Raw genomic sequence first — 14,092 nt, forward strand, 5'->3', positions numbered from 1 at the left:
CTACCGCGCCACCGCGCTACCGCTCCGCCAGGACGTCCCGGTGGTCGGCCTCCGGGAGCCAGTCGTGGCCGGGGCGGTACTCCAGCCAGCGACGGCGGCCGCCGGCCCTGGAGAACGCCTGGAGCAGGGCGGGGACGCCCGGGTCCGGGCGGTCCCGGTGCCACACCAGTGACCACGCGTAGAGCGGGGTGGGCTCGACCAGCGGCACCACCGCGAGGCCCGAGCCGGGCGCCAGCGGTAGCTCGGCGGGCAGCAGGGTGAAGCCGCCCGGCGTGGCGCGCACCCGCTCCAGCAAGTGGTCGAGCCCGAGGTTGACCTCGCCCGCCAGCATGGGCACGTCGAACTGCTCGGCGAACCGGCCGAGGAAGTCCAGCCGCCCGGCCGTCGTGGGCAGGACCAGCCGCAGCCCGCCGAGCTGGTCCGGGCGCAGCTGCTCGGCAGCGGCCAGCGGGTGGTCGGCGGCGATCACGGCGTCCACCGGCTCCAGCCGGACCAGCCGGTGGGCGAGTGCCAGGTCGAGGCCGTCGCCCAGGGGGTGGAAGCGGCCGAACCCGGCGCCGATCTCGCCGCGCACCAGGGCCGCCCCGATGCCGGGCAGGTCGCGCCCAGGCCCGACCTCGACCTGCACCGCACCGGCCTCCAAAGCCTCCAGCGCCTCCCGCACCGTCCGCAGCGGCTGGAAGAGGTGCCCCCACACGTCGACCCGGACCGGACGGCCGTCCTGGCCCACCGCCGCCACCGCGGCGGCCCCCGCGGCCAGCGCGGCGCGGGCCGGTTCGAGCAGGCGCCGCCCGGCGGCGGTGAGTTCGACCCCGGTCCGGTCCCGCTCCAGGAGCCGGGTGCCGAGCGCCTCCTCCAGCCGGACGATCCGCTTGGACAGGCCCTGCTGGCTGATCGAGAGCCCCTCGGCGGCCCGCCGGAAGTTCAGCTGCTCGGCGACCGCGACGAAAGCGCGCAACTGCGCCAGATCAAGATCCACGGAAGCCATCCTCTCCGACAACCGGCGGTTGTCACAGCCCTTTTGGAGTTGTTGGACCGCTCTGCCGCCCCGGCGGTTTGCTGTTCCCACCAAGAGCGACGAGGGAGCAGCGATGAAGGCGTTCACAGCCACCGGCCGCCCGGACCGGACCGTGCAGATCAGCGACGTACCGCAGCCCGAACCGCGCCCGGACGAGGTCCTGGTCAAGGTCGACGCCTACTCCGTCAACCGGGGTGAGACCTTCCTGCTGGAGAGCCCGCGGCCCGGCTGGCGGCCCGGCAAGGACGTCGCGGGCCTGGTCGTCCAGGCCGCCGCCGACGGCAGCGGGCCCGCCGTCGGGCAGCGCGTGGTGGCCCACCCGCCCGCGTCCGGCTGGGCCGAGTACGTCGCGGTGCCGACCGGCTCGGTGGCCCGGCTGCCCGAGCAGGTGACGGCGGTCTGCGCGGCGGCGCTGCCACTGGCCGGCCTGACGGCGCTGCGGCTGCTGCGCGCGGCGGGCGGCGTCGCCGGAAAGCGGGTGCTGCTCACCGGAGCCTCCGGCGGTGTCGGGCACTACTTCGTGGAACTCGCCACCGCCGCAGGGGCGCTGGTCACGGCGGTCAGCGGTTCGCCGGAGCGCGGCAGCCGGCTGGCCGAGCTCGGGGCCACGGTGGTCCAGCGGGTCGAGGACGCGGAAGGACCGTTCGACCTGGTCCTGGAGTCGACCGGCGGCGCCAATCTCGCGCTCGCCCTCGGCCGCCTGGTCCCGCGCGGCGAGCTCATCTGGTTCGGCCAGGCGAGCCGGGAGCCGGCGACGCTGAGCTTCTTCGACCTGCTGTACGGCCCGGTCTCCGCGACCATCAGGCACTTCAGCTACGCCGATGCCGACCAGCCGTACGCCGCGGACCTGCAGACGCTGGTCCGGCTCGTCGCCGAGGGCCGGCTGCACCCGGAGATCGGCCTGGTCGAGGACTGGAGCCGCACCGACGACGTCCTCACCGAGCTCCGCGGCCGCCGCATCCGCGGCAACGCCGTCCTCACGCTGTCCTGAACACCCCTGACCCCCTGACCCCCTGACGCCAAGGAGACTTCACCATGACCAGCACCGACCCCCGGACCGTCGTCGTCACGTACGTCAACGCCGTGGCCGAGGGCGACCTGGAGACGATCGTCGCCAGCTTCGCCGAGGACGCCACCTGGACCTACCCGGGCGACCTGCCGCTCACCGGGGTGTGGCGCGGCCGGGACGCCATCATCAACGACTTCCTCGGCTCGGCCGGCACCCTCTTCGCCCCCGGCGGCACCCCCGAGGTCGCCCTCACCCAGGTGATCGCCGAGGGCGACCAGGTGGTGGCGGAGTGGACCTCGAAGGGCACCACCGTCCACGGACACCGCTACGACAACCGGTGCGTCGGGATCTTCACGGTCCGGGACGGCCGGATCACCTCGGTCCGCGAGTTCACCGACACCCAGCACGTCGAGCGCACCCTCTTCGCCGACCAGTAGCCGACTAGTAATAGCCCGCGACGACGGCCCGCACCTCGTCGAGCAGCGCGGGGCCGTCCTGCGGTACGGGCGGCTGACCGCTGCCCGGCCTGATGTCCAGGAGCTGTTCGCCGGACAGCGCGAACACCACCCGCCGCAGCCCCGCCCGCTGGATGACCGCCTCGCACATCCCGCACGGCTGGCAGCTGGTGTACATCGTGGTTCCCGCAGCCGTGGCCGCGTCCAACTCCCGCGCGGCCAGCGCGCCAGCTTCAGTTCCGGATGCGCGGTGATGTCGTTGTCGGTGAGCGTCGTGTTGTGCTCCTCCGCCAGCACCGCCCCGTCCGGTCCCACCAGCAGCGACCCGAACGGTGGGTCACCACCCGTCCGTGCCTTGGCCGCGAGCGCGATGGCCCGCCGCAGGAGAGTGTGGTCGTCGGTGGTGGTCATGACTGCTCCGAATCGGTGCGGGGTGGGTGGATGCGGGGTGGGTGGAAGTGCGCGGCCACCGTGGCGAGTGCCTGCCGGCCCGCCTGCGGACGGCACGTCTCGCGGGGGTCGCCGTTGTAGTGGTCGAGGACGACGGTGTCGGCGCCCAGCAGCCGCAGTTCGTCGAGGTCCGCCATGATCTGGTCGATCGTGCCCTCGCCCGCCAGGCGTTGCGGTCCGTCGACCCGCGCCGCGGTGGGCCGCAGGGCGATCCGCGGAGCCAGCGCGGGCACCGGGAGCCGGGCCTCGCCGGCGAACGCCTCCAGCCTGACCACGGCCTCGTGCAGAAACGGCATGGTGCAGCGCAACGGATGCCAGGCGTCGCCGAGTTGCACGGCCCGGCGCAGCCCGGCGTCGCTGTTGCCGCCGACCCACACCGGGATACGTTCACTCCGATCTTCACACCGTCGAGCCTAGCCAGCAGGGACGGGCCGCCAGAAGGGATTCCCGCCTGTTCAGGGGCAGTTCTGCCGTGGATCCTCCGGTAATCCGACCGGATGACCGGGAATCCTGATACGACGGACTGGGCGATCCTGGACGATCGTCCTCGTCGGCTGGGAGTTGCCTGAGCGTCAGAGGGAGACGGCATGCGGGCCGGCGCTGTTCCAGGGCGCTGTTCCAGGGCGCCGACCTGGGCGACTTCGCCTGGTGGCCACCCGGAGAAGGCCCTCTCTATTAAGGGGCCGACAAGGGTCCGAGCGGCGTCGCGGGCAGCACCAACTCCGGTTGTCCTCCTTACAGGAGACGCATCCTCATATCTGGACGACTCGCCGGAGACCTGTCAGGCCGATGGTACGATCATCGCGCTTGCGGAGCGGCGGGTTCACCCTGCAGTGACGGGGATACAGCAGTCTGTCGTCCGTCGCCTGAAGAGAGTCTTATGACGAAATACACAGCGAACCCAGTGGTTTGGGCTCTTGTCCTCGTCCTTGCCGCCGTGCTAGCCCTTGTCGTCCGCCAACGCAAGGCGGCCCAGGCGTCGCGGCAGGAGATCGACGGGCTCAGGGAGCACTACTCCGACCTGGAGCATCACTATACGCAGTCCGTCGAAGCAGCCCAGGAACAAGCTGACGAGGCGACAAAGACGGTGCTGAAGTCCGCTATGCGGACCCTGCAGGGCCTTGCGGCCGAGCAGCAGCTGATCCTCTCCCGACTGCAGAGCAAGTACGGCGAGTCGGCCATCCTCCAGGACCTGCTGGAGGTCGACCACACCAACTCGCAGTTCGGTCGACGCGCGCAGTCCATCGCCGTGCTCTGCGGCGGCTGGCTGGGCCGGCACCGCGACGCCGCCTCGATCTACGACGTGGTGCGCAGCGCGCAGGGCCGCGTCCGGCACTTCCGGCGCGTGGAGATCCTCTCCCAGGTGGACTTCGGCATCTCCAGCCGGGCCGTCGAGCCGGTGGCGCTGGCCCTGGCGGAGCTGCTCGACAACGCGACCAGCTACTCCAGCCCGGACACCGTCGTCGAGATCAACATCCGGACGGTGCCCAAGGGCGTCGTCATCGTGGTGGACGACGCCGGCGTCGGCATGAACGACGAGGAGCGGGCCCGCGCCGAGAAGCTGCTGAGCACCGAGCGGGTCTCGGGTGTCGCGGGGCTCGGCAATCCGCCGCAGTTCGGCATGGCGGTGATCGGCGTCCTCTGCGAGCGATTCAACTTCGAGGTGTCGGTGGACTCCTCCTCCCCCTACGGAGGGGTGCGCGCCGTGGTCCTGCTGCCGCATGAACTGCTCACCGGCATGCCCGAGAAGAGGACTCCCGCCCCGGCCATGCCCGCCGCACCGGTGCCGGCACCGGCGCCCGCAGCGGCACCGGCACCGGTCGGGTCCGAGCCCGAGCAGGCCATCGGCTCGACCGCCGACGGACTGCCCCTGCGGCGGCGCAAGCGTCCGATGGCGATCGTGCCGCCCACTGCGGCCGTCCCGGTCGCCTCGGCCCGCTCGGGTGCGGAGACCGCGGCGATCATGGGTGCCTTCCAGCGGGGCACCCGGTCCGGCCGGGTCGCGCCCGCGGACGACACGGACCAAGCCATCAGCACACCTGGTGCAAGCAGTGAAGGGCATGAGGTCTCGTGAACGACGATCTGTCTTGGATGCTCGACAGCGCCCTGGAGATACCCGGGGCGCTGCACGCGGTCCTGATCTCCGCCGACGGTCTGTTGATGGCCCGAACGAAGGAGTTCGACAAGGACAACGCGGACCGGGTCGCCGCCGCGATGAGCGGAGTGCAGTCGCTCAGCCGCTCGCTCGGCTTCTTCTGCGGCAACCCCGGCCAGCGCTGGCAGCAGACCCTGGTCGAGTTCGACGGCGGCTGGGTGTTCCTGATCTCCGCCGGTGAGGGCGCGTACCTCGGCGTCTCCGCCTCGCTGGACATCGACATGCAGGACATCACCTTCCGGATGCAGCAGCTCGTCGGCCAGCTGGGCAAAGTCCTGGCAGCGCCGCCGCGCGAGAACCTCGGGGCGCTCCAGTGACCACTCCCGAGGAGTTCGAGCTCGAAGCCACCGGGTTAGTCCGGGCGTACGTCATCACCAAGGGGCGCGGGCTGCCCGACGAGCAGCAGCTGTCCCTGATCACGCTGGTGACGGCGGCGCCCGAGCAGGGACAGCGGCCCCTGAGCCTGTCGCCGGAGGAGCAGCGGCTGCTGGACATCTGCTCCGCCGGCTACCTCTCGGTGGCCGAGATCGCGGGGCACACCAGGCTGCCGCTGGGCGTGGTGAGGATCGTCCTGGCCGGACTCACCGAAGGCGGCCACCTCATCACCCGCGCGCCGGTGCCCCGGGCGCGCGATGCCGACCGGAAGCTCCTGGAGGAGGTGCTCCATGGTCTTCAGACCAAGTTCGGCTGACCGAAGTTCGACTGACGGACGCTCGACTGACGGACGTTCGGCTGACGCGCAGAGCCTGGACCGGCAGGACTACGTCCACGGCGGAGCGACGCAGACGGCTGTGAAGATCCTCGTGGTCGGCCACTTCGCGGTGGGCAAGACCACGTTCATCGGCTCGATCTCCGAGATCGAACCGCTGTCCACCGAGGAGACGATGACCCAGGTGGCGGAGGAGGTCGACGACCTCAAGGGGGTCAAGGGCAAGACCACCACCACGGTCGCCATGGACTTCGGCCGGCTGACCGTCAGCGACCGCGTGGTGCTCTACCTGTTCGGCACTCCCGGCCAACTGCGCTTCGTGCAGATGTGGGAGGACATGGCCCGCGGCGCCCTCGGGGCGCTGATCCTCGTCGACCCCGAGCGGCTCGCCGACTCCTTCGCCGTCATCGACCTCATCGAGCAGTACGGCCTCGACTACGCGATCGCGGTGAACCACTTCGACGGCAATCCGCTGCGCGCCGAGGCGGCCCTGCGGGAGGCGCTCGACCTCCTCGACGACACCCCCGTCGTCACCTGCGACGCGCGCGACGAGCAGTCGTCGGCCGCCGCACTGACCACACTGGTCCGGTATCTGCTGGACCGTGCCAGCTAGGAGCAACAAGCACATATGGACGCTCGACTTTCCGCCCCGGTGCCCCCGCCCGGATGCCCGGCCCACGGCAGCGGCGGCCGAGTGCCGCTGTACGGGCCGGAGTTCGCGGCCGACCCGCACGCGTACTACTCCTACCTGCGCAGCTACGGGCCGACCGCGCCCGTCGAGCTCGCTCCCGGGGTGGAGGCCACGCTCGTCACCGACTACTCGGCCGCCCTGCAACTGCTGCAGGACTCCGCCTCGTTCCGCAAGGACGCGCGCCGCTGGCGGGCCTTCAACGAGGGGGAGGTCGCTCCGGACAGCCCGGTGGTGCCCATGCTGGCGTACCGGCCCAACTGCATGTTCAGCGACGGCGCCGAGCATCTGAGGCTGCGCCAGGCGGTCACGGACAGCATGGCCCGGATCGACGCGCGCCGACTGGCCCGCAGCACCGAGCAGATCTCCGATTACCTCATCGCCCAGTTCGGCCCCCGCGGTTCGGCCGACGTGCTCGGTGACTACGCCAAACAGCTGCCGCTGTTCGTGTTCAACGAACTCTTCGGCTGCCCCGCCGACATCGGCGACCGAGTGCTGTTCGGCATCTCCGGGATCTTCGACGGCGTCAATGCCGAGAAGGCGGCCGAGGTGCTGTTCGGCGCGGTAGGCGAGCTGGTGGCGCTCAAGCGGAGCCGTCCAGGCGACGACGTCACCTCGTGGCTGATGGAGCACCAGGCGAAGCTGACGGACGAGGAGATGGTGCACCAGCTGGCCCTGCTGCTGGGGGCCGGCGCGGAGCCGCTGCGGAACCTCATCGGAAACACCCTGCACCGGTTGCTCACCCACGACGCGTATGCCCGCCAGGGCGGGCTGATCGACGAGGCCATCGACGACACGCTGTGGGAGAACCCGCCCGTGCCGAACCTGGCTCCGCACTACCCGGCCGCCGACATGGAGTTCGCCGGGCAATGGCTGGAGGCAGGCGAGCTCGTGCTCGTCAGTTTTGCCGCCGCCAACACCGGACCGGCCCTGGAGACGGCCCGGCAGGCGGGCAGTCGGGCCCACCTGGCCTGGAGCGCCGGCCCGCACGCCTGCCCGTCCAAGGAGCCCGCGCGGCAGATCACGGTGACCGCCATCGAGAACCTGCTGAACAAGCTCCCCGACGTCGAACTCACCGTGCCGCATGACAGCCTGGCCTGGCGGCCCGGCCCGTTCACCCGTGGTCTCGCCGCGCTGCCCACCCGGTTCACCCCGGTCGAGTCGGCCCACCGGCCCGTCCCGCAGGCCCGCCCGGAGCCGACCGTGCGCACCGACCAGGCCACCCAGGCGAGCCAGGCGAATCGCACGTCCACGTCCGAACGAACCGGGCGTTGGAGCCAGTTCCTCAACTGGCTGACGAAGTGACGTACATGACATGTCCTGTCCCTACCCTGCTGCATGAAGGTTCAACATCAGGGGTATTCAGCAGCGCGACGGGGGGTCCGCACTCTTGATCTAGGACAGGAGGCTGTCATGGAGCACGTTTCCACCGACGCCGCTTTCAGCCGACACCCCGCCGCATCGCCCCCTGCGACAGCCGGGACACCCGAGATACCCGCCCCCAGGGGCGGGTATCTCCTTGTGGCCTCCGTTCTGCGGCAGGGGCGCCGGTGATCGCCGTTCGACCCAGAGCCGCCGCGGCTCTCACCACGTCCCCGGGGGCTCTCGCCACGGACACGCTCGGCGCTCACACGAGCCGCCAGCTGCTGCGGCTGTGCGAGGTCGCGGGACTGGGCGCCGCCGACGCCGCCGGCTACGCGCAGACCCTGACCACGGCGCTGGGCCCGGTCGCCGAACGGCCCCTGGGTCTGCCGGCCGGCAACTCCTTCCTCTCCGACGACCACACGCCGGTGGAGTTCTCGCTCTCCTGCGAAGCGGGCGCGGCCCCGACCCTGCGCGTGCTGCTGGAACCGGGGAGCGGCGTCGGCGACCTGGCACAGAGCGGGCGGGCCGGGCTCAGCGTCGTCCGCGAGCTCGCGCGACGCTTGGACTTCTCCACCGACCGGCTCGACGAGCTGGAGGACCTCTTCTTCCCGCCGTCCCCGCAGGGTCCGCTGGCCCTGTGGTGCGCGCTGGAGCTGCGTCCCGGCGGTGTCCCCAGGGTCAAGGTGTACCTGAATCCCGCGGCGTCCGGAGCGGCGCGCGCCACCGAAACCGTGCGGGAGGCGCTGCGCCGACTCGGCCACCGGCAGGCGTTCACGGCGCTGCCGGCGGCCGACCACATCCCGTTCTTCGCCCTGGACCTGGGCGACTGGGACGTCCCCCGGGTGAAGGTGTACACCGCGCATCCCGACGTGTCGGCTGCGGCGGCAGGGGACCTGTCCCGGATGAGGGGTGGGCCCGATCGCGCTGAGATCGAGGCGTTCTTCCGCGCGGCGTCCGGGCTCGAGGAGGGGCAGGACACCCTGCTCGACCGGCGCCCCGCCCTGGCCTGCCATGCCTTCACGGAGTCAGCGGCCGGCCTGCCGACCGGCTTCACCCTCCATGTCCCGGTGCGCGACTACGCCCGGCACGACGGCGACGCCCTGGACCGGGCGCTGGTCCTGCTGCGCCGCTACGGCATCGGCTCGGCCCAGCTGCTGGACTCGCTGGCCGCCGTCACCTCGCGGCGACTGGAGGACGGTGCGGGACTCATCGCCTACCTGGCGCTCGCCCACCAGCAGGGCCGTCCGCCGCGGGTGACCGTGTACATCTCCTCGGAGGCCTACCAGGTGCGGCCACCGGCAGTGCTGGCGCTGTCAGCCTCGGCCGCTCGCTGAGATATGCGGCAGGTCGGGGGCCTGCCGCCTACTACGCCTCCTGCAGCTCGCGCAGGTACGGGCCGACGTCGACCTGCACGGAGGAGCCCTCGCTCAGTCCGTAGCGCTTCGCGATGCCGCTCAGGTACCCGTCGATCTCCTTGCGCATGACGTCCGTGGACGGCAGCGCGACCTCGCCGTCGACGAGCCGCGCCACCCACCGCGCCTGCGCTTCCACCAGGCGCGTGATCGAGCCCACCGGGCGGATCAGGCCGACGAAGAACAGGCCGGGCCGATCCGGTGCGACGATCCGCCGGTACAGCTCGACCGGCCCCTGCGGACCTGCCGGACAGCCGGCGGGCAGGAAGGGGAAGGCCATCCGGAAGCCGGTGCAGTAGACGATCGCGTCCGCCTCGACCGAGGTTCCGTCGGTGAAGGACACCGAGCCGCCGTCCAGCGAGGCGATCGCGGGCTTCGGGAGCACCGCGCCGTGCCGGATCCGGCTGAGAATCTCGTCCGAGATGGTCACGGCCGAGGAGAGAATCGGGTGGTCGGGCTCGGGCAGGCCGTAGTCCGACATCCTGCCGCGCGCCACCAGCAGCGCCTTCTCGACGAAAGTCCGCTGCTGCTTGAAGGACTTGTCGGTGAACCAGGAGGCCTCGACGATCAGGTCCACCGACATGCCGTAGAGCTGCTTCGGCATGATGTGAAGCCCCCGGCGGACCGAGAGCACGGTCCGCGCGGCGTGCCGTGACAGGTCGGCGGCGATGTCCACCCCCGACGCCCCGAGCCCCACCACGACCACGCGCTGCCCGGCGAAGTCGCTGCCGTCCAGGTAGTCCATGGAGTGCAGGATCGTTCCGGCGAAGGAATCGGCGCCCGGCGGCAGGGGGTTCGGCAGGGCCGGCTCCGAGTGGTGCCCGGAGGCGACGATCACCTGGTCGAACCCGCGGACCGCCTCGACTCCGGCCGCGTCCCGGCTGGTCACCGTCCACACCCCGTCGGCCTCCTGCCGGACGGAGAGCACCTCGGTGCGCAGCTCGATGTGGGGCAGCAGCCCGGCCCACTCCGCGAAGGACCGCAGGTAGGCGGCGACATCGCTGTGCCGAGGGTAGAGCGGCAGCTCAGACCCCATCGGGAAGTCGGCGAACCCGGTCAGCTGCTTCGCAGTGTTCAGATGCAGCGCCTGATAGGCCGGCCACGGCTCACCCGCCCCCGGCATCCGCCAGATGCCCCCGACGTCCGGCGCCTTCTCCAGGCAGACGAAGTCGATGCCCCTCCCCGTGAGCGCATGGGCGGCTGCCAGCCCCGACAGACCCGCACCTATCACACACACGCTCAAGGCTGCCTCCACACGACAAGTACGACAAGTTATCGATATGTAACGGATCCTGACTGCCCAGCATATGGGCGGCTCACACCAGCAAGAAGAGGCAGCGCGTTGATCACGCCGCCCCTTCCGTCCTGGCGGTTACTTCGCCGTCCTGGCGGTTACTTCGGGTCGCGGTTGAACTTCGAGGTCGACCAGAAGTAGCCGAGCACCGCGAGACCGACGCACCAGGCGACCGCGAGCCACCCGTTGTCGCCGATCTCGCTGCCGAGCAGCAGCCCGCGCAGGGTTTCGATGGCGGGCGTGAACGGCTGGTACTCGGCGATCGGCTGGAACCAGCCGGGCATGGTGTGGACCGGAACGAAGGCGCTGGAGAGCAGCGGCAGCAGGACCATCGGCATCGCGTTGTTGCTGGCGGCCTCGGCGTTCGGGCTGATCAGGCCCATCCCGACCGCGATCCAGGTGAGAGCCACCGCGAAGAGCACGAGCAGCCCGAACGCCGCCAGCCACTGCAGGACGCCGGCGTCCCTGGACCGGAAACCGATGGCCACGCCGACGGCGCCCACCAGGACCACGCTCATGATCGACTGCAGCACGCTGCCGACCACGTGCCCGACGAGCACCGAAGGACGGTGGATCGCCATCGTGCGGAAGCGGGCGATGATGCCCTCGGTCATGTCGTTGGAGACGGACACCGCGGTTCCGACCACGGTGCTGCCGATGGTCATCAGCAGCAGGCCCGGGACGATGTACGCGATGTACGCGGAGCGGTTCGGAGCGCCACCGCCGACGCCCAGGCTCATCGTGTTGCCGAAGATGTAGACGAACAGCAGCAGCAGGATGATCGGGGTGAGCAGCAGGTTCAGGGTGAGGGACGGGTAGCGGCGCGCGTGCAGGAGGTTGCGGCGCAGCATCGTGGACGAGTCGCGCACGGCGAGGGAGAGGGAGCTCATCGGACAGTCTCCTTGGACTGGTCGGGGAGGCCGGCGCCGCCGGTCAGGGCGAAGAACACGTCGTCGAGGTCGGGGGTGTGCACGGTCAGCTCGTCGGCCTCGATGCCGGCCGAGTCCAGCCGGTCGAGGATCGAGCGCAGCTCGCGCTGGCTGCCGTCGCTGGGGAGCTGCAGCGCCAGTGCCTCGTCGTCCCGGGTCACCTCACCCAGTGCGGAGGCAGCCGACCGGTACGCGGCCGGGTCGGCGAAGCGGAGGCGGACGTGCCCGCCGGGGATGAGCCGCTTGAGCTCCTCGGCGGTGCCCTCGGCGGCGATCCTGCCGTCGTTGAGCACCGCGATGCGGTCGGCGAGTTCGTCGGCCTCCTCCAGGTACTGCGTGGTGAGGAAGACGGTGACGCCGTCGGAGACGAGCTCGCGGATGATCTGCCACATGGTGTGGCGGCTGCGCGGGTCGAGGCCGGTGGTCGGCTCGTCGAGGAAGATGATCCGCGGGTTGCCGACCAGGGTCATGGCGATGTCGAGGCGGCGCTTCATGCCGCCGGAGTAGGTGGAGGCGGGCTTCTTCGCGGCCTCGACGAGGTCGAAGCGCTGCAGCAGCTCGGCGGCGGTGCGGCGGCCCTCGCTGCGGGAGAGGTGGTGCAGGTCCGCCATCAGGAGCATGTTCTCCTCGCCGGTGATCAGGCCGTCGACGGCGGAGAACTGCCCGGTGACGCCGATCGCGGCGCGGACGGCCTGCGGGTCGGTGGCGATGTTGTGGCCCGCGACCTGGGCCTGCCCACCGTCGGCGGCGATCAGCGTGGAGAGGATCTTCACGACGGTGGTCTTGCCGGCGCCGTTGGGCCCGAGCAGGGCGAAGACCGACCCGGCCGGGATCCGCAGATCGATGCCATCGAGGACGGTCTTGTCGCCGTACGACTTGCGCAGACCGACGGTGGAGACGGCGACCGGCGACGGCTGACCGTCCGCCCGCCTGGGCATGGGCATGGGCATGGGCATGACAGAAGAAGACATGGGACCCTCCCGTTCGAAGGATGAAGTGTGCCGAGGGGTGCGCGAGTTGAGGGCGATGCGGGGCGGGGAGGCGCTCAGACCTTGGCGCGGCGGATGTCGATGTTGCCGTACCGGGTGCGGGCGCGGACCTTGACGGTGTCCTCGGTCTGCCCCGGGGCCTCGGAGGCGGTGAGCGTGTTGCGCACCTGGCCGGCGCCCGAGCTGACGTCGAGCCAGGCGGCCGTGCCCTCCCGGACGCCGACCTCGATGGCGCCGTAGGAGGTCTCCAACTGGACGTTGCCGCAGGCCACTTCGCCCACCCGCAGGGTTCCGTTGGCGGTGGTGGCGATGACCGAGTCCTCGGCGCGCGCGATGTCGATGTCGCCGTTGGCGCCGCTCACCCGGAGCTCGCCGGTCGCGGCGCCGACGGTCGTGCTGCCGTGCGAGTTCTTCAGGACGGCCGGGCCGTCGAGGAGGCCGACGCGCAGGCTGCCGGAGCTGGTGGTGATCTCGGCCATGCCCTCGACCCGGTCGACCGTGATCGAGCCGTGCGAGGCGGTCAGCTTCAGCGGGCCGGTCGTGTCGAGGCGGACGTCACCCGACGAGGTCTTCACCCGCACCTCGCCGAGCCGGCCCTCGCCCAGCACCTGGGCCCAGGCGCCGGTCATGTCGACGCGCGAGCCCGTGGGCAGTTCGACCGTCACATCGACGGTGCCGGTGCGGCCGAGGCCGAGCAGATTGGACTTGGGCGTCCTGACGGTCAGTACGCCGTTCGCGTACCTGACCTCGGTCTGGTCGGCCGTCCGCACATCCCGGTCCTTCTTCGGGTCGCGGGGCCGCACCTCGACGACGGTGTCGAGGCGGTCGCCCGCGATGAACTGGATGGAACCGGCCTCCACGTGCGCCGTGGCCGAGATCGGTTCGGGGGTGTCGAAAGAAGGCATGGCTGTCCCGTCCTCTTGGGTCTTCAGGGCGTCCCCGCTGCTGGGACGTGGTGTGGGTGAAGTGATGCGGGCGGGAGCGCAGTCAGCGCACCCAGCCCGTGATGCTCTGTCCGACGGTCTGGGCCTTCCCCGCCGTACGCGGCGCGCTGCCGCCGTCGACCGCGGCCGACACGGCCCGCACCAGCCACGCGTTGACCGACAGGCCCTCGCGACTCGCGGCCTCCTCGGCGCGCGCCTTGAGATGGGCCGGCAGCCGCAGATTGACGCGGGCGGTGCCGCCCTCGTCACCCTCGGCCGGGGCCGCAGTCGTGAACGACTCAACGGGCGCGGCGGCCGGCTCCGCGGGGCCGCCACCCTCGACGGGCGGCCGCGTCACCACGAAGTCGGGGTCCAGTCCACGCAGCCGCACGTCGACCGAACCGGGGGCAAGCTCGCGGGTGATCTCGTCCATCGCGGCGGAGAGCACATTGAGCATGGTCAGCCGGGTCGCCGACTCCAGCGGAGCGATCAGCCGCTCGGCCAACTCGCGGGCTTCGTCACCGCCGGCTTCGGCGGCCACCGCGAGTTCGCGGCGGAGGTTGTCGACATACGGTGCAAGGTCCATGACGCCATAGTGACACCACGATGGCACCACCCGCAAGCCCACCCAGCGCCCTTTCTGGCCCGACCTCCATCACACCCTTTGCCACCTGCGAAAATGCGAAGAAAACACCC

General features: G+C 71.1%; 14 protein-coding genes and 2 pseudogenes. 8 read left to right on the plus strand and 8 right to left on the minus strand.

The features are described from left to right. Window positions 1-16: 16 nt before the first annotated feature. Window positions 17-988, minus strand: coding sequence for a LysR family transcriptional regulator (locus P3T34_RS19655; RefSeq protein WP_348534673.1), 972 nt, complete (start codon window positions 986-988; stop codon window positions 17-19). Window positions 989-1,091: 103 nt separating this feature from the next. Here P3T34_RS19655 and P3T34_RS19660 point away from each other — a divergent pair, with 103 nt between their 5' ends. Together P3T34_RS19660 and P3T34_RS19665 are read left to right on the plus strand one after the other, a co-directional pair. Next, on the plus strand, window positions 1,092-2,009 hold the full coding sequence (locus tag P3T34_RS19660; protein ID WP_280667339.1) for a zinc-binding dehydrogenase: 918 nt from the start codon (window positions 1,092-1,094) through the stop codon (window positions 2,007-2,009). 44 nt (window positions 2,010-2,053) lie between these two features. Beyond that, window positions 2,054-2,464 (plus strand): nuclear transport factor 2 family protein, encoded by a 411-nt coding sequence (locus P3T34_RS19665; protein ID WP_280667340.1) that lies wholly within the window; start codon window positions 2,054-2,056, stop codon window positions 2,462-2,464. Between the two features lie 4 nt (window positions 2,465-2,468). Here P3T34_RS19665 and P3T34_RS19670 read toward each other — a convergent pair. Continuing rightward, window positions 2,469-2,893: pseudogene (locus P3T34_RS19670) on the minus strand (nucleoside deaminase). Beyond that, window positions 2,890-3,318 (minus strand): annotated as a pseudogene (locus P3T34_RS19675) (LLM class F420-dependent oxidoreductase); the annotation flags it as partial. The pseudogenes P3T34_RS19670 and P3T34_RS19675, both read right to left, overlap by 4 nt. A 494-nt stretch (window positions 3,319-3,812) precedes the next feature. On the opposite strand from P3T34_RS19675, the gene P3T34_RS19680 reads away from it, so the two are divergent. From P3T34_RS19680 to P3T34_RS19705, 6 genes are all read left to right on the plus strand, one after another. After that, the gene (locus P3T34_RS19680) at window positions 3,813-5,006 is read left to right on the plus strand and encodes an ATP-binding protein (RefSeq protein ID WP_280667341.1); all 1,194 of its coding nucleotides are present in this window, start codon (window positions 3,813-3,815) and stop codon (window positions 5,004-5,006) included. Further along, window positions 5,003-5,404 carry a roadblock/LC7 domain-containing protein gene (locus tag P3T34_RS19685; RefSeq protein WP_280667342.1) on the plus strand — a complete coding sequence of 134 codons (402 nt, stop codon included), beginning with the start codon at window positions 5,003-5,005 and terminating at the stop codon, window positions 5,402-5,404. The genes P3T34_RS19680 and P3T34_RS19685 overlap by 4 nt, the downstream gene beginning before the upstream one ends. Beyond that, the gene (locus P3T34_RS19690) at window positions 5,401-5,778 is read left to right on the plus strand and encodes a DUF742 domain-containing protein (RefSeq protein ID WP_280667343.1); all 378 of its coding nucleotides are present in this window, start codon (window positions 5,401-5,403) and stop codon (window positions 5,776-5,778) included. Before P3T34_RS19685 ends, P3T34_RS19690 begins: the two co-directional genes overlap by 4 nt. A gap of 55 nt (window positions 5,779-5,833) precedes the next feature. Beyond that, window positions 5,834-6,409 carry an ATP/GTP-binding protein gene (locus tag P3T34_RS19695; protein WP_280672234.1) on the plus strand — a complete coding sequence of 192 codons (576 nt, stop codon included), beginning with the start codon at window positions 5,834-5,836 and terminating at the stop codon, window positions 6,407-6,409. A 15-nt stretch (window positions 6,410-6,424) separates the two neighbouring features. Next, the gene (locus tag P3T34_RS19700; RefSeq protein WP_280667344.1) at window positions 6,425-7,789 is read left to right on the plus strand and encodes a cytochrome P450; all 1,365 of its coding nucleotides are present in this window, start codon (window positions 6,425-6,427) and stop codon (window positions 7,787-7,789) included. 245 nt (window positions 7,790-8,034) lie between these two features. Further along, complete coding sequence (locus P3T34_RS19705; RefSeq protein ID WP_280667345.1) at window positions 8,035-9,183, plus strand: tryptophan dimethylallyltransferase family protein; 1,149 nt, start codon at window positions 8,035-8,037, stop codon at window positions 9,181-9,183. A 31-nt stretch (window positions 9,184-9,214) separates the two neighbouring features. On the opposite strand, the gene P3T34_RS19710 is transcribed toward P3T34_RS19705, so the two are convergent. The 5 genes from P3T34_RS19710 to P3T34_RS19730 form a co-directional block, all read right to left on the minus strand. Continuing rightward, complete coding sequence (locus tag P3T34_RS19710; protein ID WP_280667346.1) at window positions 9,215-10,504, minus strand: NAD(P)-binding domain-containing protein; 1,290 nt, start codon at window positions 10,502-10,504, stop codon at window positions 9,215-9,217. Window positions 10,505-10,653: 149 nt separating this feature from the next. Then, entirely contained in the window at window positions 10,654-11,445 is a 792-nt protein-coding gene (locus P3T34_RS19715) for an ABC transporter permease (RefSeq protein ID WP_280667347.1), read from the minus strand. After that, complete coding sequence (locus P3T34_RS19720; protein ID WP_280672236.1) at window positions 11,442-12,428, minus strand: ATP-binding cassette domain-containing protein; 987 nt, start codon at window positions 12,426-12,428, stop codon at window positions 11,442-11,444. The genes P3T34_RS19715 and P3T34_RS19720 overlap by 4 nt, the downstream gene beginning before the upstream one ends. 101 nt (window positions 12,429-12,529) lie before the next feature. Further along, window positions 12,530-13,378 (minus strand): DUF4097 family beta strand repeat-containing protein, encoded by an 849-nt coding sequence (locus P3T34_RS19725; protein WP_280667348.1) that lies wholly within the window; start codon window positions 13,376-13,378, stop codon window positions 12,530-12,532. 82 nt (window positions 13,379-13,460) lie between these two features. Continuing rightward, on the minus strand, window positions 13,461-13,982 hold the full coding sequence (locus P3T34_RS19730) for a toxin-antitoxin system HicB family antitoxin (protein WP_280667349.1): 522 nt from the start codon (window positions 13,980-13,982) through the stop codon (window positions 13,461-13,463). Between the last annotated feature and the right edge of the window lie 110 nt (window positions 13,983-14,092).

The organism is Kitasatospora sp. MAP12-44 (assembly GCF_029892095.1).
Lineage (GTDB): Bacteria > Actinomycetota > Actinomycetes > Streptomycetales > Streptomycetaceae > Kitasatospora.

What these genes read in the sequence shown, in the direction of transcription:
- P3T34_RS19715 (WP_280667347.1), bottom strand. Translation starts at nt 11,445, where the DNA reads ATGAGCTCCCTCTCCCTCGCCGTGCGCGACTCGTCCACGATGCTGCGC.
- P3T34_RS19700 (WP_280667344.1), top strand. Translation starts at nt 6,425, where the DNA reads ATGGACGCTCGACTTTCCGCCCCGGTGCCCCCGCCCGGATGCCCGGCC.
- P3T34_RS19660 (WP_280667339.1), top strand. Translation starts at nt 1,092, where the DNA reads ATGAAGGCGTTCACAGCCACCGGCCGCCCGGACCGGACCGTGCAGATC.
- P3T34_RS19655 (WP_348534673.1), bottom strand. Translation starts at nt 988, where the DNA reads ATGGCTTCCGTGGATCTTGATCTGGCGCAGTTGCGCGCTTTCGTCGCG.
- P3T34_RS19680 (WP_280667341.1), top strand. Translation starts at nt 3,813, where the DNA reads ATGACGAAATACACAGCGAACCCAGTGGTTTGGGCTCTTGTCCTCGTC.
- P3T34_RS19720 (WP_280672236.1), bottom strand. Translation starts at nt 12,428, where the DNA reads ATGCCCATGCCCAGGCGGGCGGACGGTCAGCCGTCGCCGGTCGCCGTC.
- P3T34_RS19665 (WP_280667340.1), top strand. Translation starts at nt 2,054, where the DNA reads ATGACCAGCACCGACCCCCGGACCGTCGTCGTCACGTACGTCAACGCC.
- P3T34_RS19725 (WP_280667348.1), bottom strand. Translation starts at nt 13,378, where the DNA reads ATGCCTTCTTTCGACACCCCCGAACCGATCTCGGCCACGGCGCACGTG.
- P3T34_RS19730 (WP_280667349.1), bottom strand. Translation starts at nt 13,982, where the DNA reads ATGGACCTTGCACCGTATGTCGACAACCTCCGCCGCGAACTCGCGGTG.